This is a genomic window from Candidatus Wallbacteria bacterium (assembly GCA_028687545.1).
Taxonomy (GTDB): Bacteria; Muiribacteriota; JAQTZZ01; order JAQTZZ01; family JAQTZZ01; genus JAQTZZ01.
In genome coordinates this window covers 1-15,800 of sequence record JAQTZZ010000055.1, presented here as the reverse complement: position 1 = coordinate 15,800, position 15,800 = coordinate 1, and the positions used below count along the sequence as shown (strand labels likewise).

Here is a 15,800-nt window from a genome sequence, read left to right as displayed (position 1 = left end):
AATTAAGGATACTATTTTATCAGGTTTTTCATAAAAGGCAAGTTTTTTCCCTTGAATTTCTTTTCCATCACGTTCATCTGCTTCATCATCTTGCGCATCTGGTCAAACTGCTTGAGCAGCTGGTTCACATCCTGCACGGTTGTTCCCGACCCGCTGGCAATCCTTTTCTTCCTGGATCCTTCGAGGATCTTCGGGTTATATCTCTCTTCTTTAGTCATGGACTGGATAATGGCTTCGATCTTTTTCATAGGTTTGTCGTCAAGCTTCACATCATCCATGCCCTTGAGCTTGTTGAATCCGGGTATCATCTCCATCAACTGGGAGAAAGGACCCATTTTTTTAATCTGGGCAAGCTGGGAAAGGAAATCCTCAAGATTGAATTCGAGTTTTCGGATCTTCTCTTCCATGGCCCTGGCTTCTTTCTCGTCAAAGGCCAGCTGTGCTTTTTCGATCAGGCTGAGAATATCACCCATCCCCATGATGCGTCCAGCCATACGGTCGGGGTAAAACAGGTCGAATTCCTCGATCTTTTCCCCGACGCCGACAAACACGACCGGTTTGCCTGTAACCTTGGCCACTGAAAGAGCAGCTCCGCCACGGGCATCACCGTCAAGTTTGGTGAGGACTATGCCTGAGACCTCGATCTGATCGTTGAAAATGGTGGCGGCGTTGACCGCGTCCTGCCCGGTCATGGCGTCCAGCACCAGGAGGATTTCATTGATTTCAACATTCCGCCTGATTTCCATCAGTTCGTGCATCAGTGGTTCATCGACATGCAGGCGACCCGCAGTGTCCATAATCAAAAGATTGCATGATTTATCCTGCGCATGTTTTACGGCTTTCACAGCGATTTCCGGAGGTTTTGCACCGGCTACGGTGAAAACTTCGATCCCAAGCTGCTTGCCCAGCAGTTCCAGCTGGGTGATGGCAGCCGGCCGGTAAATATCCATGGCGCAGAGCAGCGGCCGGAAACCCTTTTTCTGGTAGAAGCGGGCAATCTTGGCGCAGGTTGTAGTTTTTCCGGATCCCTGCAATCCTGCAACCATCACTGTATTGAATCTGTCCTTGAGCAAATTGATTTCCCGGGGAGCTCCGCCGAGCATGCCGACCAGTTCGTCATGCACAATCTTGATCACCTGCTGTGAGGGAGTCAGGCTTTCCAGCACATTGGCACCGATAGCCTTGGCTTTCACGTCCTTCGTGAAATCACGTACAACCTTGAAATTGACATCAGCTTCCAGGAGAGACAGCTTGACTTCCTTGAGCGCGAGCTCGATGTCCTGCTCAGTGAGCTTTCCCCTGGAACGAAGGGAACTGAATATATCCTGTAAGCGGCTGGACAGGGATTCGAACATGAATTGCACCTCAAATGGAATGATTAATTGTAGAAAATCCTCAGAAACTTGTCAATTGAAGCACTTGTCTTTAGATCAGTGCCTCATGAGCCTCTAGCAAAATTCCTACCCAAGATACAGGGCACTAAAGAATTTTGCAAGAGGCTCAATTGTCTGTTTCCAGAATATTTTGCTTGTGTTATATTATTCAGATAATGAAATCGAATCTGCATCCCTTCTGCGGGCTTGCGTTCTGGGATCTGGGCGAACCGAACCATTTCCATCACGACCATCTGGCTGGCCTCCTGCATGAATTCAGGCATTTCCAGTCAGCCTGCGAGCTGCAGCAGGAAGCCTCATACCTCCGGCCGGACAACAAGGCCTGGTCCCGCCTCAATCTTCAACTCATCAAGGGTTTCGACGATTTCATCCTGGAAAACGAATTTCTCAGCCTGCACCTCCCTTCCTCAGATGTAGACATCACAGATTGCGATCCGGAATCATCCGGACATTCGATCGAGGAAACCGGGGAAGCCATCCGCTTCGGATTCAGGCTTTCAGCCGACGCTCTGGTGCTGCATCCCGGCCGGAACAACCATCCCGGACCCTGGATGTCCCCGGATGAAGCTGTAAAAATCCAGACAGCCCGCAGCCGTGTGTTTGAACTTTCGCTGCAGCATCTCATGCGGGTCTACTGCAGGGAAATCCTGATCCGTGCCAGAGAGCTGGAATCCATTCAGAAAAAGGATAAAAGCCTGGCGTCTCTTATCAACTGCTTCCATCTGCTGGGCCAGGACATTCCGGCCTCAGATCAACACCGTTGTGCAGCGGAAATACTGGATCTGATCAAGAACCGGAAATTTCCCCTCTGGCTGGTGCGTCACGCCCGCAATCCCCAGCGAGGGTTGCATCTCTGCCTGGAAAACGTGGAACCTCCCAATTTCCTGATCAATACTCCAAAGCAGCATCAATCCTGGTTTGAGCGGCTCAGGGGAATCTATCAGGACGAGCTTTCCCGGCTGACCAGAGATCAGGAGCTTACAGCGCTCTATCGACCGCTGATGCTGCTTGATGTCAACCATCTGCTGCATTCCAAGAAGATCCTGACAGAAGAGCAGAATCGAAAATATGCCGGGCTTTTTCCGGACTATGACGATCTCTGGCTCCCTTTCGTGAAGCTTCCTCCGGACTATGGGACAGAACCGCTTCTAAACAGGACAGTCCGGAAATTCGAAGATATTTTCTTTTTCCATCTGGCAGGGTGCAATGTATACAGGGATGCGATGCTGACCCATGAACCTGTGAAAGCCTTGAGAAATGCGGCACAGACCTTGATCTCCAACGGTAAACCATCGCAACGGTATGTAACCTCCCAGTTCAATCCCCTGCTGGAACTTGATCTCGAGGAAACCCTGCAGGTGATTGATTCCGGGAAAAGTTTGATTCTGGAAGTTTTCCAGCGTTCCCCGGAACTGATGAAAAGTTCACTTATCAATACAGCCGGATACCTGGATTTTTTCCGGAAAGAGCAGGACAGGCTGCGACAGGCGGTCGTGCACGAAGCCAACAGTCTGATCCGCAAACTCCAGGCCGCCTATTCGGACAGTCCGGAAATCGATCTGATCAGGGATCTGAAGAGAAACATCCAGAAAGCGGATTTTTACATTTATCCACAACGCGGGCACAGCGAAACAGGAAAGACAGGCTACCGCAGTGCAGGTTTTTACCTGAAAGGTCCCAATCCCGTAATTCTTGCTACAGTCGATGGCAGCAGCGGAAGAATCGTTCTGAATTTTTAAAGCCGGTTCACGTACCAATTCAATATTTTCCGGTCTTTATCTATAATTCTGCAGTGAATTCCCGCAACAGTGCTGCACACAAAAATTCAGGTTTCCCCAGGAGATCCCTTTTTCCTGATGCGAGATGCAGTTGAAATCCACCAGTTCATCAGTGCCGTCCGCGAGCAGTCCCGCGTAAATCCTGGTCCAGACCAGGGACCAGGCGTTGGCGTCGTATTTATGAAAATCCACTTCCCAGCCGTAATTGCGCTCATATTTGGAGCGGATCAACCCTGCCACATGCTTGGGATGCCACCATTTTTTTCCGCACATGGTTCTCACCAGCGTCTGCAGTTGTGTCGGCTGCAGCAGCAGAGGATTGGGATGTGCCAGGGCATGAGCCACGCAGGGAGGCAGGCTGGTAAGCTCGAATCTGTCATATGTCTCAAACCATCTGTTCGGGGGGTCCTGCGCTGTGCGGTCAAAGTCCTGATGGAAATGATAAAGTTCAGATCTGTGGTATGCCTTGAGCAGGTTCTGCACTCCGAACCCTGCTTCCGGAATTACGCAGGAGAGGGAGCTTGCCAGCAGGGCTGCATTTTCATAATGCCTGCGGCAGCGGAACAGCTCTTCCAGCTCGAGCTCACGCTGGCCCGGGATATGCCTGGGAATGGAAATCTGTACCGGAACGGTTCTGGAAACCTCTTCGCCAAGCTTATGCGACTGAAGTTTATGCTTCTGATGAGTAGAGAACGCCAGTCTGATATCCCGCATGAAAATCGGATTCGCATATCCTGAAAGGTCAAAGGATACGGCCTCCAGATTGGGGTTTCCAACTGCGATATCTCCGACCATCAAAGGCAAGGCCGGTTTGGATTTCTTCATTTCGCGAATCAGGTGATGATAGAGAAATTCGAGCAGTTTCCCCACTCCGTCGTAAGCCCTGCCTTCTTCGTCGGATACGATGCGCTCCCGCTTGGTGTCAGAGCCAAGATAACGATACTTTCCGGCCAGAGTATCTTCCAGATGTCCGATTTTCATAAGCTCCTGGAAAGCCAGTGAACCGGATTCAATCCTGAAAACGTAATGATAACCTTGCCCTGTGGTAAGTATGAAGGGATTGATGCCGAATTCCTGCAGGGTTTCCTTGATCAGATGATAATAAAATTCCAGGTGATTGAAGGTATACTCCTGGTCTATATAGGGAAGCTGCGGATACTTCCGGCTGTAATATTCGATGTCAATCACAAAGAGCATGCTTTTCTTGTCCCAGACCGAGCGGAAAACATCAAATCCATTATCAAGAAGCCAGCCCAGGGAGGTATTACGCACTGCTTCATATTCCCGTCCGTGTTCTTCCCAGTTTCTCTTCCCCCATCCCACCAGATATTCGCAGGTCATGGTAGCAGCAGCATTTTTCAAGGAAGGGATTTCAGACAGATTCTGGAGACTCCGGTCCAGGTGGAAATCGTTGCTTCCGCCACAATACTGGAGCATTTTTTCCAGCACGCCCTGATTCCTGTAATATTCCCTTGGTGTGAGCATGGATATTCCTCATCTCGAAAGAATGGAAGACGTCCGTCTCTATAGACCACTTTCAGGATAACAGAATCAGCCATTTCCCTCAAATCAGTTGAAAAGGGTCTCCACTTCAGAATATAATGAACGAGCCATGGCAAAGACGCTTTCGCTTTTTGCTCTCATTCTTTTTTTTCTCTCAGGTTGCGGTCAGGTGGAGACACCAGAGAAGAAAAAAATCATAGTCTGGCTCGAACTCAGGGAACAGCAGCGTGAAATCATCAAGGAAGCCCAGAGCCTGTTCTCCAAGAAACACCCGGAAGCTGACATCTCTGTGGAAATTGTTCCTTTCCAGGCTGAAAAAGACCTGCTCCTGAAAGGTGAAGTCAGCAAACCCGACATTTTCATGGGAATCAACGACTGGCTTTCAGAACTGATTTCCAGGGAAATCATCGCCGATTTCCCGTCAGACTCCCGTAATCAGGATTTTTATCCCCAGACAGTTGACTCGCTTTATCAGGAGGGGAAACTCTGGGCCCTTCCCTATTCCTTCGAATATCTGGCCATGTTCTACTATAAAGACATCACGCCCCCGAAAAATCTGACAGATCTTGAAAAACTAAGGCAGACTCCCGAAAACCCGGTGGTCGCTTATGACATGTATAACTTTTACTATCATTTCCCTTTTCTGACGGATTTCTTCGACGGAAAATTCGGGCTCCCAATGCTGTTCTCACCCCAGATGGAACAATCGATCAGCTCCATCCGCAGGCTGGTGGAGACAGGCATCATGCCTCCAGACTGTTCTTACGACCAGGCCCGCAACCTGTTCTCCTCCAAAAAAGCCTCGATTTTCATCACTGGACCCTGGGACATCGAATCCTTCAAAGACCAGAACATCGGGATCGCCCCGATTTTTTCATTTACAGACAGGAAATCCAGGCCGTTTCTGGGAATAAAATGCTTCTACATTTCCAAAAATTCCCGGAATCAGGATCTGTCCCGTGAATTTCTCTACACAATGCTTTCGGAAAAATTCCAGCAGCGTCTTCTGAAGCTCCGTGTCCCGCCTGCCAATAAAAAAGTTGTAATCGGCGATGATCCATTCCTGAAGTTCTACTTCGAAAATCTGCCCTTTACCTATCCTCTGCCGGGAGGCCCGGAAATGGCTACAGTCTGGTCTGCAGGCAAAGCCCTGCTCTATCTCACTCTGCATGACAAACAGGAATTTGCCCAGGCAACGGAGAAGATCTCTCATGAAATTGATCAGAATTCGCCATAAACTGCTGGCACTGCTGCTCGGGATCAATATCACCCTGCTCGGCGTCTCCCTTTATTTTTCTCTCAACAATTCCGGCACGCAACTGCGCCATGTGATGCTGAAGGAACTGAGAAATTCAGCAGGCATCACCAGCGCCCTTTTAAAAAATTCCCTTAACGAAGCTTTTGCCACCGCCAAGATCATCGCCAAGTTTCCAGGGTTGATGGATGCTCTGCGCAAGAATGACCAGAAGCTGGCGATCGACCTGCTCGCCCAACTGGATAAAGAATTGAAGCAGGAATACAGCTCAGCCTGGGTGGGGATTTTCAGGAATGGCAGATGCTGGATTTCAGACCCAGCCAACCAGGAGGAAAAAATTTCAGCCGAGCCATCCAAATCATTTATCCAGCGGATCGACCTTCAGGACGACCAGCTCATGTTCCATATCCAGGCCCCGATTTATCTGGAAAGCGACCTTACTCCTGCCGCATTCCTGGTACTGCGGCAGCCGCTGAAAAACGACTTTCTGGATAATGTGAGCGAACTTACAGGGAACAATGTCACTATCGCCAACAGCCGGATGGAGTTCATCACCACCACGATCCGTGACCAGGAAGGCCTGCGCGTCAAGATGCGGATCGAGCAGAAATCCCTGGATACCATGTACGAACTGGAAACACCTGGGGAAGCCTATCCTCAGCTCGCCCTTACCCAGAAAATGCCGGAACGCGATGATTTTTTTCTGATCATCTCCAAAAGCGCATCCGCCCTCTATGAAAACCTGGCCGCTAACCAGCTTTTCTTCGGGCAGCTCTCTGTGATTATCATCATCCTGACCTTTCTGATAGCCACCCTGATCGCCAGGCAGTTTACCAGGCCCATCGACAGCCTGGTGCAGGGCGTGACTGCTGTGTCCAAAGGCGACCTGGACTACAGAGTCACAGCTGACACCCGCGACGAAATCGAATTTCTGGCCTCTGAATTCAACATCATGGCAGGGAAACTGAAGGAAAAGATCGGGGACCTGGTTTCAACAAACCTGAAACTGGATCAGAAGAACCGCGAACTTGCCTATATCAACCGCGCCAATCACGCCATCATCAATTACCCAGACGTTTCTCAGCTGTTATCTAAAATCCTGGAAATCGTGATCGAGGCTATCGGCTGCGAACATGGTTCGATCATGCTGCTGGAAGAGAATCTGCTCAGGACCAAAGTCGTGAAATGGACAGGCAGGGAAATCGGGCTTTCTGAAAACATTGTCCTGCAGAAAAATCAGGGAATCGCCGGCCGCGCTGTAGAAACCGGTGAAGCTGTGCTGGTGAACGATGTCTCTGAATGCGATTTTTTCAGGCCTTACGAGGATCAGGAGCTGAACAGTAACTGCCGCAATATGCTTTGCGTACCCCTGACAGTCGAAAACCTCACCATTGGAGTGATCAATCTGCTCAACAAGAAAGACAGGTTTTCAATTGAAGATCAGAAGCTGGGGCTCTCGCTGGCAGGCGAAGTGGCGATCGCGCTCAGGAACCGGCAGCTGTATGAACTCGCCATCACAGACGGCCTGACCGGGATTTACATCCACCGCTATTTCCAGGCGAGGCTGGACGAGGAAATGTTCCGCTCGCGCAGGTTCAATACACCCCTTTCCCTGATCATGTTCGACATCGACCATTTCAAGAATTTCAATGATAGATACGGCCATCAGATCGGGGACATAGTGCTCAGGCACGTAGCTCATACGGCCAAGGCAGCCATCAGGCAGGAGATCGACTTCATCAGCCGCTACGGCGGCGAGGAATTCGCAGTGGTCTGCCCCGGCACGCCTTACGACGGAGCAGTCAAGCTCGCCGAACGTATCCGCTTCTCCATTGAAACCTCAGCTGTCAGCAGCGCAGGATTGCAGCATTCCGAAACTCTGAAAGTCACCTGCAGCTTCGGTGTCTCCTCGTTCACAGAGAAACTCAGCAAAAAAGAGCTGATCGAGCTGGCTGATTCGGCGCTTTACAAAGCCAAGGAAGCAGGGAGAAACAGGGTGTGCTAGAAAAAAGATGGGGACATTCTGAACGCAGTGAAGGCAAACTAGGACGGTGCCTGACTTTGTGACTTATCTGTGATCAGTTTATGACAACGAATACTGTAGCATTCCCAGACAGGATAAATTCTCAGCCTTTGTTGACCGCCTCAAGCTGCAAACCCTCAATGTATTGGAAATCCTTCAGGTTGTAAGTAAGCAATTTGAAATTATTGGCGATTGCAGTAGCAGCTATCAAGGCATCAGGTATCTGCAGATTATGGCTTTTGGAATATTTTTCAATCAGTTGCAGCGCAGTTTCTGAAATCTCATTATCAATGTGGAGCAATGGCAATGGACGCAAAGATTTCTGGATTTTCCGAAGCTCATTTTTGTTCAATGCCCCTACAGACAATTCCATCATCGTGATCGAACTCAAAGCAATGTTCGGAAAACCTATTTTATTGACCCTGGCAACAGTTCTGGGATCGCTTTTCAAATACTCTATCATCACATTCGTATCGCACAGAATCATACCAGGTCTCTTTTCCAGGCTTTTTTCCTTAAATCATGAATATTGATGTCCCGATCTTTCCAGATGCCGCAGATTTCTTTAATCGAATCAAAGTCTGCAAATTCTCTGGCAGTTTTCTTATCTGATGTAATTTTTATGAAATCCAGGCTTTCCAGCATCTTAATAAGTATTTTGGCTTTTGAATCATCCAGAATATTCAAAACGACTTTCTGCATGATTTCTCCTTTTGAGTTGATCCGTTAATTTTATCATGGGATGGGTTCAATTCAAAATATTTATAGAAATCGGGTCAATAGAATTAACAGAAAGGATGGGGACATGCGCTCGGATCTTATTCAAATTGCCTGGATTCGGCAAACTGGAGTATCCTGCCTATGGTCTCATAAAGTCAAAATTCCGATTACGTCATAAAAAACTGCCTTTCAGTCAAAGCCCCTCTTAAAAAAATGTCGTACCTAGTTATTCTTTGTTTTCTCTGTCAGCTTGCGATTTTGTGCTTCTTCCTGTGGGCGGATGTATTTAATAGAGCCAGGTTTTCTTATTTCTTCTTTTCACTTTTACTTACCTGGACATTACAACACTGAAGTACCTCTTATCTCTGGGAGACGATAAAAATGAGAATAAATTGATGTCATATATGTTCCACAACGTTAGTGCTCTTTTTATATTTATCCTGATCATGTCAATTTGTAACAACTCAGGTGGAGGATCAGGGGAAAGCCATGCTCTCAGCATTTTTGCTTATTTTGAAGCTGCATATTATCTGCTTGCTACAGTAGTTATCAGTTTTGTCATAGGAATTTTTCTCAGTCTGATCAACTCTCTTGATCAGCCGAAGACAAAGGACACCAAGAGTAAAGATACCTCACCCAAAAAACAGCGTGCCAAGTCAGGACCAGCAAAAAAGCCAACCCGGCAAGAAATCGAGTTCAATAGAATCAAGAAAAAAGCCGAGCAAGGTGATTTAGAGGCAATGTTTAAACTTGGAAACATGCTGTATGCAGGTGATGGTGTAAATACTGATAAAGCTAAGGGATTTGAATGGTTGATAAAAGCTGCGGATTCAGGGCATAAAGGCGCGAGCGATATAATCAATGGAGAGAGGAGCGAAAACAGCGCTGAAATTGTCAGGAACAATCCGAAACGATCGAATCGTAAGAAAAAGGCCAAGGTATTAAGGAAGGCCTCTGAATAACCAAAGATTTAAAAGCGTTGGTGGAGTTGAGTGAGTGAAGATTCGGGGAAGTGGAGATCCGGGGACAGCTTACTGATCTGTCAAGGGGCGGCGGGGCCTGACTTTGTGACTGGGCTTAGAGCCACTTGTGTTTGCTGAAACCGATGCAGTCCCGGCTTGGCATGGTACTTTTGAACTGTCGCATATCGAACCGCAGCATTCGGATTTGCTTGATTTTACTGCTCTGTGGTAAAATTGCACTAATTTGCGGGAGGGAGAATGCTGCAGAAGATAAAACCCCAATATGTAGTCAATTCGGCCGGTAAGAAAGTGAAAGTCATCCTGGAATACAAAACTTATCTGGAAATGCTTGAACTGATCGAGGATCTGTCCGATGCCAGGCTGATCGATGAAACCCGGAATGAACCCGGTATTACCCTGGAAGAGTATAAAAGGAAACGCAAAATTGCTTGATGTCATAATCAAGAAAAAGGCAGAGAGGGATCTTGATTCCCTTGGTGAACCCTTCTGTTCAAAAATCATCAGTGAAATCGAAAAGCTCAGAGTCCGTCCATGGGCAGAGGACATTAAAAAGCTGAAAACCAGAGAAAATGTCAATCGCCGCCTTATACTGACTATTATACAGCCGGGTTGATGTGACCACCAAATCGCCGCCCGCATTTGACCACTTGATCGCCGCCCGGGTGTGACCACCCGTCGCCGGGTTGGATTGACCAGGGGGAATGCAGGTAAACTCCTCCCAAAAAACTGGGGGGATGATGAGGAGGATTCACTTGAACCAAGTGCGTGAAATATTGTACAGATTGAGGAAGAAAGTGGAGATTTCAAAGATAGCTGATGAGATGGGTTTCTCCCGCAATACAGAACCGTACAGGAACCGGGTCTATACATTTGACAAAAAAGATGGGGTGATGTCGTTCCCGAACTCCCTGCCCAAGCCACGACTTGTCCCATCAGCAGGGGATCAATTTCTGGACCACGCTATAAGGCTTATACGACAAGAAAGCCAGACAGTGGCCAATTTCGGGATGAAGCCTCTCAAGAAAAAGCCCCCAGTGTATAAAAAGCCGCAGTCCTAGACCTAGCTCAACCCAACAGTATCGGCAAGGTTTCAGGCCTTGCCGTTGCGATTTTATGTCAGTCATTTTCCAAGAAATGTGATAAACTATTTTTAAAGTCGCAAAGAAATGCCAGGAGCTTAAATGCTTTGGAAATGCCCTTGTGGCGAAATAAACATGGGTGTAGCTGAAAGATGCAGGATTTGTGATAAGCCATTTGCACCTGAACTTGTTATTAAACCAGATGACTTTGACATCAATCCAAAGAAAGGTGATAACGATAAATGTAATCAAAAGAATTACACAATTGTGATTTATACCATTGCAGCCTCCCTTTTCATATTGGTATGTGTAATTACTTCAGGTGGGGCTATCGGGATCCCATTTATATTACTTGCAGCATTATTTTGGTTTAGTGCTACTGGCAGTCCCGACGCAATTTATAAAATTTCCAGTCGATTTAAGGAATGCCATAATGAGGAGGATTGCAGACAGTTTTTTAAAAAAGTATCTTTTAAAAACCAAAGGCCGATTACTGTCCTAGGGGTTATAGCCAATGTGTCACTGGTTGTTCTTTTTTGTAACATTGGAGTCAAAAATCTAAACATAACTATATTGACTTTGTTTGTTTTGATTTTAAATCTTGTACTGATTGTCAGTGTATCGAATATTTTTAACCTTTTTGCTGAAGGTAGAGATTGGAAGAGGCAGCTGAAATACTTTTACACACTATTATTTTTTCTATCACTTTCTGGGACCTGTTTATGGAAAGGTGATTACTCATTCTTATGTTCGCTACAAAGATATATCCTTCATTTTAACCATTTGGATATACAAGATATCTTCACTGCAGCATTTTTTAATGCTTTTTATGCAAACGCAATGGTTTGGCCTTTTTCGTTCTATACGGTTATCTTGTGGAACCATAAAAAATTTTTAAAATCTAAAGATGCTCAAGCTTTGGATTGGTTCATAGGAATTCCTGCATTTTTATCGTCTTGGATAGGATTTATCTTTATTCTGGGCCTGGCTCTCGTATGGGTAATGTCTGGACAGATTTAAAATGTGATGTCGGAGACGGGGTCTGACTTTGTGGCTGGGCAGAGAGCCGCTTCTTTCGGTGGAACCGGGCAGCCCCGAACCGGCAGGTGTTGGAGCATACAGCTTATCAGGAGGGGCATGATTGACAAACCGCGGCCTCGGCTATATGATTTTATAAATTGATTTCAGGTGCATTATGAAAACAGCGAGCAATATCAGAAAAGAACTGATCAGGCAGATGGAAAGCCTGCCCAGCGAAAAAATCAGGGAAATACTGGATTTTGTGCTCTTCATCAAATCCAGGGATCTGATCGATACTGACCAGCTTTACTTCTGGTCTGAAAGATGGCAGAAAATGGAGCAGGCAGTGGAAAAGGAAAAAGATTCCGGAAGGATCATCGGTGATGGGTCTGCAGCCGGTCTGATCAGTCGACTGAAAAAATGAAGATTTTCGCATATCAGAAATTCAGAAAACTTTTCAGGAACTTGCCTGATAATATCCAGAAAAAAGCCGAAAAGCAGATCAAAGTTCTGTCGCAGAACATCAAGCATCCATCCCTCCAAACCAAGAAGATCAAGGGAACCGATGGAATCTGGGAAGCAAGAGTCGATGATTCTTATCGGATGACTTTTGAAATCATCGAGGACTCAATTTACCTGCGGGTAATCGGAAGTCACGACGAGTCCCTGAAAAACCCCTGATATTTAAGATGTACATCATAGACAGATTTGCGTGGATAAACACTCCGAGGGATGAAGCATGCTGATCACAATCGGTAAAATCGCCAGGCCGCACGGGATGAAAGGGGAACTGCTGGTGATTCCCGAGACCTTTGATCCGTCCAGATTCGAACGCCTGAAAAAAATTTATGTGGCCTTTCCGGGCGAGATTCTGGAACATCAGATCACCTCAGTTTCGATCCAGAATCAGGGCATTTTGATCAAATTCGCAGGCATTGAAAACATGACCCAGGCCGAACTCTTGAAAAACGGCCTTTTGCAGATCCAGGAGCAGGACATGATCCATCCTTCAGGCGATGAATACCTGATTTCAGACCTCCAGGATATGGAAGTGAAGCTTGGAAGCGAGACCATCGGCAGAATCACAGAAATCCAGGAAAACGCAGCCTATCCCTTATTGAGAGTCGGGGACGAACATGATTTCATCTTCATCCCATTCCTCAAATCCTTTATCGCGAAAGTTGACCTCACAGGCAGGGTGATTTATCTTGATACGAAAACCGAGGAACTGCTGAAACTGTTCGATGATCATTAACATCCTGACGATTTTTCCTGAGACAGTCCAGAGCGCAGTTGAATACAGCCTGCTCGGCAAAGCTTCCCAGAACGGGATCATCTGTTTCCGGATCGTCAATCCCAGGGATTTCACCAAAGACAGGCATCATCAGGTCGACGATTATCCATATGGAGGAGGGCCCGGCATGCTGATGATGGCACCACCGGTAGTGGAAGCTGTTGAGAGCATCGAGGGCTATGATACTGAAAACAGCGAACTGATCCTGCTCTCCCCCCAAGGAGAAGTCTTCACCCAGGCCTTGACACTGGAGCTTTCCAAAAAAAGCCAGCTCACTTTCATTTGCGGCCATTATGAAGGCATTGATGAGCGGATGGTGAAAATATTGAAACCCAGAGAGATCTCCATTGGAGATTATGTGACCATGGGCGGTGAATTTCCGGCCATCTGCATGATCGAAGCCATTGCCAGGCAGATTCCGGGTGTGATAGGCGACGAAGGCTCATTTCAGAATGATTCATTCTATCAGAAGAAACTGGACTGTCCGCATTATACCAGACCTCCAGAGTACAGGGGCGAATCAGTGCCTGAAGTGCTGCTCTCAGGCCATCACCTGAAGATCGAGCTCTGGAGAAGGAAACAGGCCCTGCTGCGGACCAGGCAGCGCAGACCGGATATATTCGGGAAACTGGAACTGACGCGCCAGGATCTGAAGCTGCTGGAAGAAGATGATGATGATTAATCTGGTGCTGGTCCATTATCCCTGCGTGGATAAAAACCATGACACAGTGGCAACTGCGGCCTTCCCGCTCGACGTGCAGGACATTGCCAGATCCTGCGCCACGTTTGGTGTTAAAAGATTCTTCGTTGTCCATCCGGAACCCAGGCAGCGGGAGTTCCTGCAATCTGTCGTGGATTTCTGGGCGAAAGAGGAAGCCAGGCAATGGAACGAAAGCCGCAGCGTCGCGCTGGAACTGGTGGAAATACTGCCTTCACTGGAAGCGCTGCTTGAAAAAATTTCAAATCCGCTGCTCGTCACAACTTCCGCTTCCCTGAATCCGGAAAAAAATATTATTTTTTCAGATCTTAAAAAAATCACTTCTGACCCTGACAGGGAAATTTTACTGATCCTGGGAACAGGTTACGGACTTCATAAAAGTGTTTTCGAACAGTCTGCCTTACAGCTCGAACCGATTTATGGAGCTTCAAACTATAATCATCTGTCAGTGCGCAGCGCAGCTGCCATTATTCTTTCCAGGTTGATTTAAATGAATTTGGTATCTGTACCACATACCCTTTCCAGATCTGGTACTCAGATTCAGATTTACAAAATTTGCATTTCTCAATTTCATGGGCTAAACTTATTCAGCATTTATTATAAAAATTATGTCTTAAAAGCAGAAGAAATCAAGGAGGACAGATGACGAAGCTTTTCACAGCACTCTTACTCGTGGCGTTCTGCGTCAGCGCCGCTACAGCAGCGAGTTCCCCGTTCAGCGATGTTCCCAGGGATCACTGGGCTTACAAAGCCGTGCAGCGGCTGGCGGACGACGGGATCTTAAAAGGCGACAAAACCGGCAAGCTCAACGGCAATCAGCAAATCACCCGCTATGAATTCGCGCTGATGCTGTCCAGAGCCCTCGGACAGCTCGAATCGGGCACCACTAACGTCCGTTCGCTGAAAATGAACACCATCGACGACCTCAACAAACTCTCACTCGAATTCAAGGATGAGATGGCACTGCTTGGCGAGCGGCATGATAAAATCAAGACCGAACTCGCTAAACTTCATGCATCTGTAGGATCATTGAAGCAGGAAGTCAACGGCATGAAAGCCACCAGAGTGGTCCCGAACGACAAAATCAACATTTCGGGCGACTCCACAATCAAATCCAACAGCATCAGATACTCCGACCGCGCGGCGCCGAGAAACTTTGCTGCCAGCTATGACAGCGAATATTATGAGCAGCGCCTGGCCCTGAACATAGCCTCCAACGTCAATGACGGCGTCAGAGGATTCGTCCGAATTGAAAAATTCGGCTACTGGAACGCTGCTGACGGGGACTGGAGCGTTTTAAATCCAGCCAAGGGCACCAAGGGATTCCTCGCAGACACATCATTCAGAACCCCCCTGGCTCTCGTCGATTTCAGCAACATCCCGAGAATCGACCTGCTGAGGTTTGGCCGCCAGCCGTTTAAAATCGGCAACCAGTTCAATCTGTCAGGAACCTTCGACGGCATAGTGCTCAACAAGACAGTCTTCGAAGATCCTTACTACCAGACCACTGTGGCTGCCTTCAAGTTCAACAATACTTCTGCTGCCGCTGGTTTTAACGACACCAACGACAATGACGGTCTCGACCTGCGTCTGGCCTCGCTGAAGGCCAACTACGGAGACCGGTTCCTGTACGAACTGTATCTGGCCAACCTGGAAAACGATACTGGAATCCTGATGCCTGATCAGACCGTAAAAATCGGTCTTGTCAATGAAGACACGCTCCAGAACATGAAATGGATCGGACTTTCATTGAACTACAATTTAGACGAAAGATGGCAGCTGCAGGGTGAAGTCTCCAGGAAATACTGGGAAGGGGACGTGGACTTCAACGGTGACGGCACCAATGACGGTAACAGCGACAGCGGCTTTCTGGCAGCTGTAGTCTTTCAGCCCGGATTCAAAAATAACGTCAAAGTCCAGACAGAGCATTACGGCAAATATTTCACTTCCATCGGAGTCACCGGCGGGTCGATCGTCCGCAGAGCCGAAGCCATGGGATACTGGAGGGATTTCGACAGTTTCCTCACTGATTT

At 47.6% G+C, this 15,800-nt stretch carries 17 protein-coding genes; 13 read left to right on the top strand and 4 right to left on the bottom strand.

Annotation, left to right across the window (positions count from 1 at the left end; all coding sequences use genetic code 11):
- Positions 1–11 precede the first annotated feature (11 nt).
- The gene (gene ffh, locus PHW04_16170; protein MDD2717427.1) at positions 12–1,355 is read right to left on the bottom strand and encodes a signal recognition particle protein; all 1,344 of its coding nucleotides are present in this window, start codon (positions 1,353–1,355) and stop codon (positions 12–14) included.
- Positions 1,356–1,549: 194 nt separating this feature from the next.
- Between ffh and PHW04_16165 the strand changes: the two genes are divergently transcribed.
- Positions 1,550–3,133 (top strand): hypothetical protein, encoded by a 1,584-nt coding sequence (locus PHW04_16165; protein ID MDD2717426.1) that lies wholly within the window; start codon positions 1,550–1,552, stop codon positions 3,131–3,133.
- A 36-nt stretch (positions 3,134–3,169) separates the two neighbouring features.
- Here PHW04_16165 and PHW04_16160 read toward each other — a convergent pair whose 3' ends face one another.
- Positions 3,170–4,657, bottom strand: a complete 1,488-nt coding sequence (locus PHW04_16160) for a hypothetical protein (GenBank protein MDD2717425.1) — start codon at positions 4,655–4,657, stop codon at positions 3,170–3,172.
- Between the two features lie 127 nt (positions 4,658–4,784).
- Between PHW04_16160 and PHW04_16155 the strand changes: the two genes are divergently transcribed.
- Together PHW04_16155 and PHW04_16150 are read left to right on the top strand one after the other, a co-directional pair.
- A complete protein-coding gene (locus tag PHW04_16155; protein MDD2717424.1) occupies positions 4,785–5,912 on the top strand; it encodes an extracellular solute-binding protein in 1,128 nt (375 codons plus the stop codon).
- Positions 5,887–7,935 (top strand): diguanylate cyclase, encoded by a 2,049-nt coding sequence (locus PHW04_16150; protein ID MDD2717423.1) that lies wholly within the window; start codon positions 5,887–5,889, stop codon positions 7,933–7,935. The genes PHW04_16155 and PHW04_16150 overlap by 26 nt, the downstream gene beginning before the upstream one ends.
- 121 nt (positions 7,936–8,056) lie before the next feature.
- Here PHW04_16150 and PHW04_16145 read toward each other — a convergent pair whose 3' ends face one another.
- The gene (locus tag PHW04_16145) at positions 8,057–8,440 is read right to left on the bottom strand and encodes a type II toxin-antitoxin system VapC family toxin (protein ID MDD2717422.1); all 384 of its coding nucleotides are present in this window, start codon (positions 8,438–8,440) and stop codon (positions 8,057–8,059) included.
- On the bottom strand, positions 8,437–8,655 hold the full coding sequence (locus PHW04_16140; GenBank protein ID MDD2717421.1) for a hypothetical protein: 219 nt from the start codon (positions 8,653–8,655) through the stop codon (positions 8,437–8,439). Before PHW04_16140 ends, PHW04_16145 begins: the two co-directional genes overlap by 4 nt.
- 413 nt (positions 8,656–9,068) lie before the next feature.
- On the opposite strand from PHW04_16140, the gene PHW04_16135 reads away from it, so the two are divergent.
- From PHW04_16135 to PHW04_16090, 10 genes are all read left to right on the top strand, one after another.
- On the top strand, positions 9,069–9,635 hold the full coding sequence (locus PHW04_16135) for a hypothetical protein (GenBank protein ID MDD2717420.1): 567 nt from the start codon (positions 9,069–9,071) through the stop codon (positions 9,633–9,635).
- A gap of 258 nt (positions 9,636–9,893) precedes the next feature.
- Positions 9,894–10,088: a hypothetical protein gene (locus tag PHW04_16130; protein ID MDD2717419.1), complete on the top strand. Its 195-nt coding sequence runs from the start codon at positions 9,894–9,896 to the stop codon at positions 10,086–10,088.
- Positions 10,089–10,393: 305 nt separating this feature from the next.
- The gene (locus PHW04_16125; protein MDD2717418.1) at positions 10,394–10,714 is read left to right on the top strand and encodes a hypothetical protein; all 321 of its coding nucleotides are present in this window, start codon (positions 10,394–10,396) and stop codon (positions 10,712–10,714) included.
- Positions 10,715–10,837: 123 nt separating this feature from the next.
- Positions 10,838–11,755, top strand: a complete 918-nt coding sequence (locus PHW04_16120) for a hypothetical protein (GenBank protein MDD2717417.1) — start codon at positions 10,838–10,840, stop codon at positions 11,753–11,755.
- A gap of 175 nt (positions 11,756–11,930) precedes the next feature.
- Positions 11,931–12,179 carry a hypothetical protein gene (locus PHW04_16115; GenBank protein MDD2717416.1) on the top strand — a complete coding sequence of 83 codons (249 nt, stop codon included), beginning with the start codon at positions 11,931–11,933 and terminating at the stop codon, positions 12,177–12,179.
- Positions 12,176–12,436 carry a type II toxin-antitoxin system mRNA interferase toxin, RelE/StbE family gene (locus PHW04_16110; GenBank protein ID MDD2717415.1) on the top strand — a complete coding sequence of 87 codons (261 nt, stop codon included), beginning with the start codon at positions 12,176–12,178 and terminating at the stop codon, positions 12,434–12,436. Before PHW04_16115 ends, PHW04_16110 begins: the two co-directional genes overlap by 4 nt.
- Before the next feature lie 58 nt (positions 12,437–12,494).
- On the top strand, positions 12,495–13,010 hold the full coding sequence (gene rimM / locus PHW04_16105) for a ribosome maturation factor RimM (protein MDD2717414.1): 516 nt from the start codon (positions 12,495–12,497) through the stop codon (positions 13,008–13,010).
- Positions 13,000–13,731 (top strand): tRNA (guanosine(37)-N1)-methyltransferase TrmD, encoded by a 732-nt coding sequence (gene trmD / locus PHW04_16100; GenBank protein ID MDD2717413.1) that lies wholly within the window; start codon positions 13,000–13,002, stop codon positions 13,729–13,731. Before rimM ends, trmD begins: the two co-directional genes overlap by 11 nt.
- Positions 13,721–14,257: an RNA methyltransferase gene (locus tag PHW04_16095; protein MDD2717412.1), complete on the top strand. Its 537-nt coding sequence runs from the start codon at positions 13,721–13,723 to the stop codon at positions 14,255–14,257. The genes trmD and PHW04_16095 overlap by 11 nt, the downstream gene beginning before the upstream one ends.
- Positions 14,258–14,409: 152 nt before the next feature.
- Positions 14,410–15,800 (top strand): S-layer homology domain-containing protein (locus PHW04_16090; GenBank protein ID MDD2717411.1); only part of this gene is annotated, 1,391 nt, incomplete at its 3' end.

Excerpts from the sequence above, each read along its gene's own strand:
- PHW04_16150 (MDD2717423.1), top strand. The coding sequence starts at position 5,887 with ATGAAATTGATCAGAATTCGCCATAAACTGCTGGCACTGCTGCTCGGG.
- PHW04_16115 (MDD2717416.1), top strand. The coding sequence starts at position 11,931 with ATGAAAACAGCGAGCAATATCAGAAAAGAACTGATCAGGCAGATGGAA.
- rimM (MDD2717414.1), top strand. The coding sequence starts at position 12,495 with ATGCTGATCACAATCGGTAAAATCGCCAGGCCGCACGGGATGAAAGGG.
- trmD (MDD2717413.1), top strand. The coding sequence starts at position 13,000 with ATGATCATTAACATCCTGACGATTTTTCCTGAGACAGTCCAGAGCGCA.
- PHW04_16155 (MDD2717424.1), top strand. The coding sequence starts at position 4,785 with ATGGCAAAGACGCTTTCGCTTTTTGCTCTCATTCTTTTTTTTCTCTCA.
- PHW04_16130 (MDD2717419.1), top strand. The coding sequence starts at position 9,894 with ATGCTGCAGAAGATAAAACCCCAATATGTAGTCAATTCGGCCGGTAAG.
- PHW04_16160 (MDD2717425.1), bottom strand. The coding sequence starts at position 4,657 with ATGCTCACACCAAGGGAATATTACAGGAATCAGGGCGTGCTGGAAAAA.
- PHW04_16145 (MDD2717422.1), bottom strand. The coding sequence starts at position 8,440 with ATGATTCTGTGCGATACGAATGTGATGATAGAGTATTTGAAAAGCGAT.
- PHW04_16120 (MDD2717417.1), top strand. The coding sequence starts at position 10,838 with ATGCTTTGGAAATGCCCTTGTGGCGAAATAAACATGGGTGTAGCTGAA.
- ffh (MDD2717427.1), bottom strand. The coding sequence starts at position 1,355 with ATGTTCGAATCCCTGTCCAGCCGCTTACAGGATATATTCAGTTCCCTT.
- PHW04_16165 (MDD2717426.1), top strand. The coding sequence starts at position 1,550 with ATGAAATCGAATCTGCATCCCTTCTGCGGGCTTGCGTTCTGGGATCTG.
- PHW04_16125 (MDD2717418.1), top strand. The coding sequence starts at position 10,394 with ATGAGGAGGATTCACTTGAACCAAGTGCGTGAAATATTGTACAGATTG.
- PHW04_16135 (MDD2717420.1), top strand. The coding sequence starts at position 9,069 with ATGTCATATATGTTCCACAACGTTAGTGCTCTTTTTATATTTATCCTG.
- PHW04_16140 (MDD2717421.1), bottom strand. The coding sequence starts at position 8,655 with ATGCAGAAAGTCGTTTTGAATATTCTGGATGATTCAAAAGCCAAAATA.
- PHW04_16110 (MDD2717415.1), top strand. The coding sequence starts at position 12,176 with ATGAAGATTTTCGCATATCAGAAATTCAGAAAACTTTTCAGGAACTTG.
- PHW04_16095 (MDD2717412.1), top strand. The coding sequence starts at position 13,721 with ATGATGATTAATCTGGTGCTGGTCCATTATCCCTGCGTGGATAAAAAC.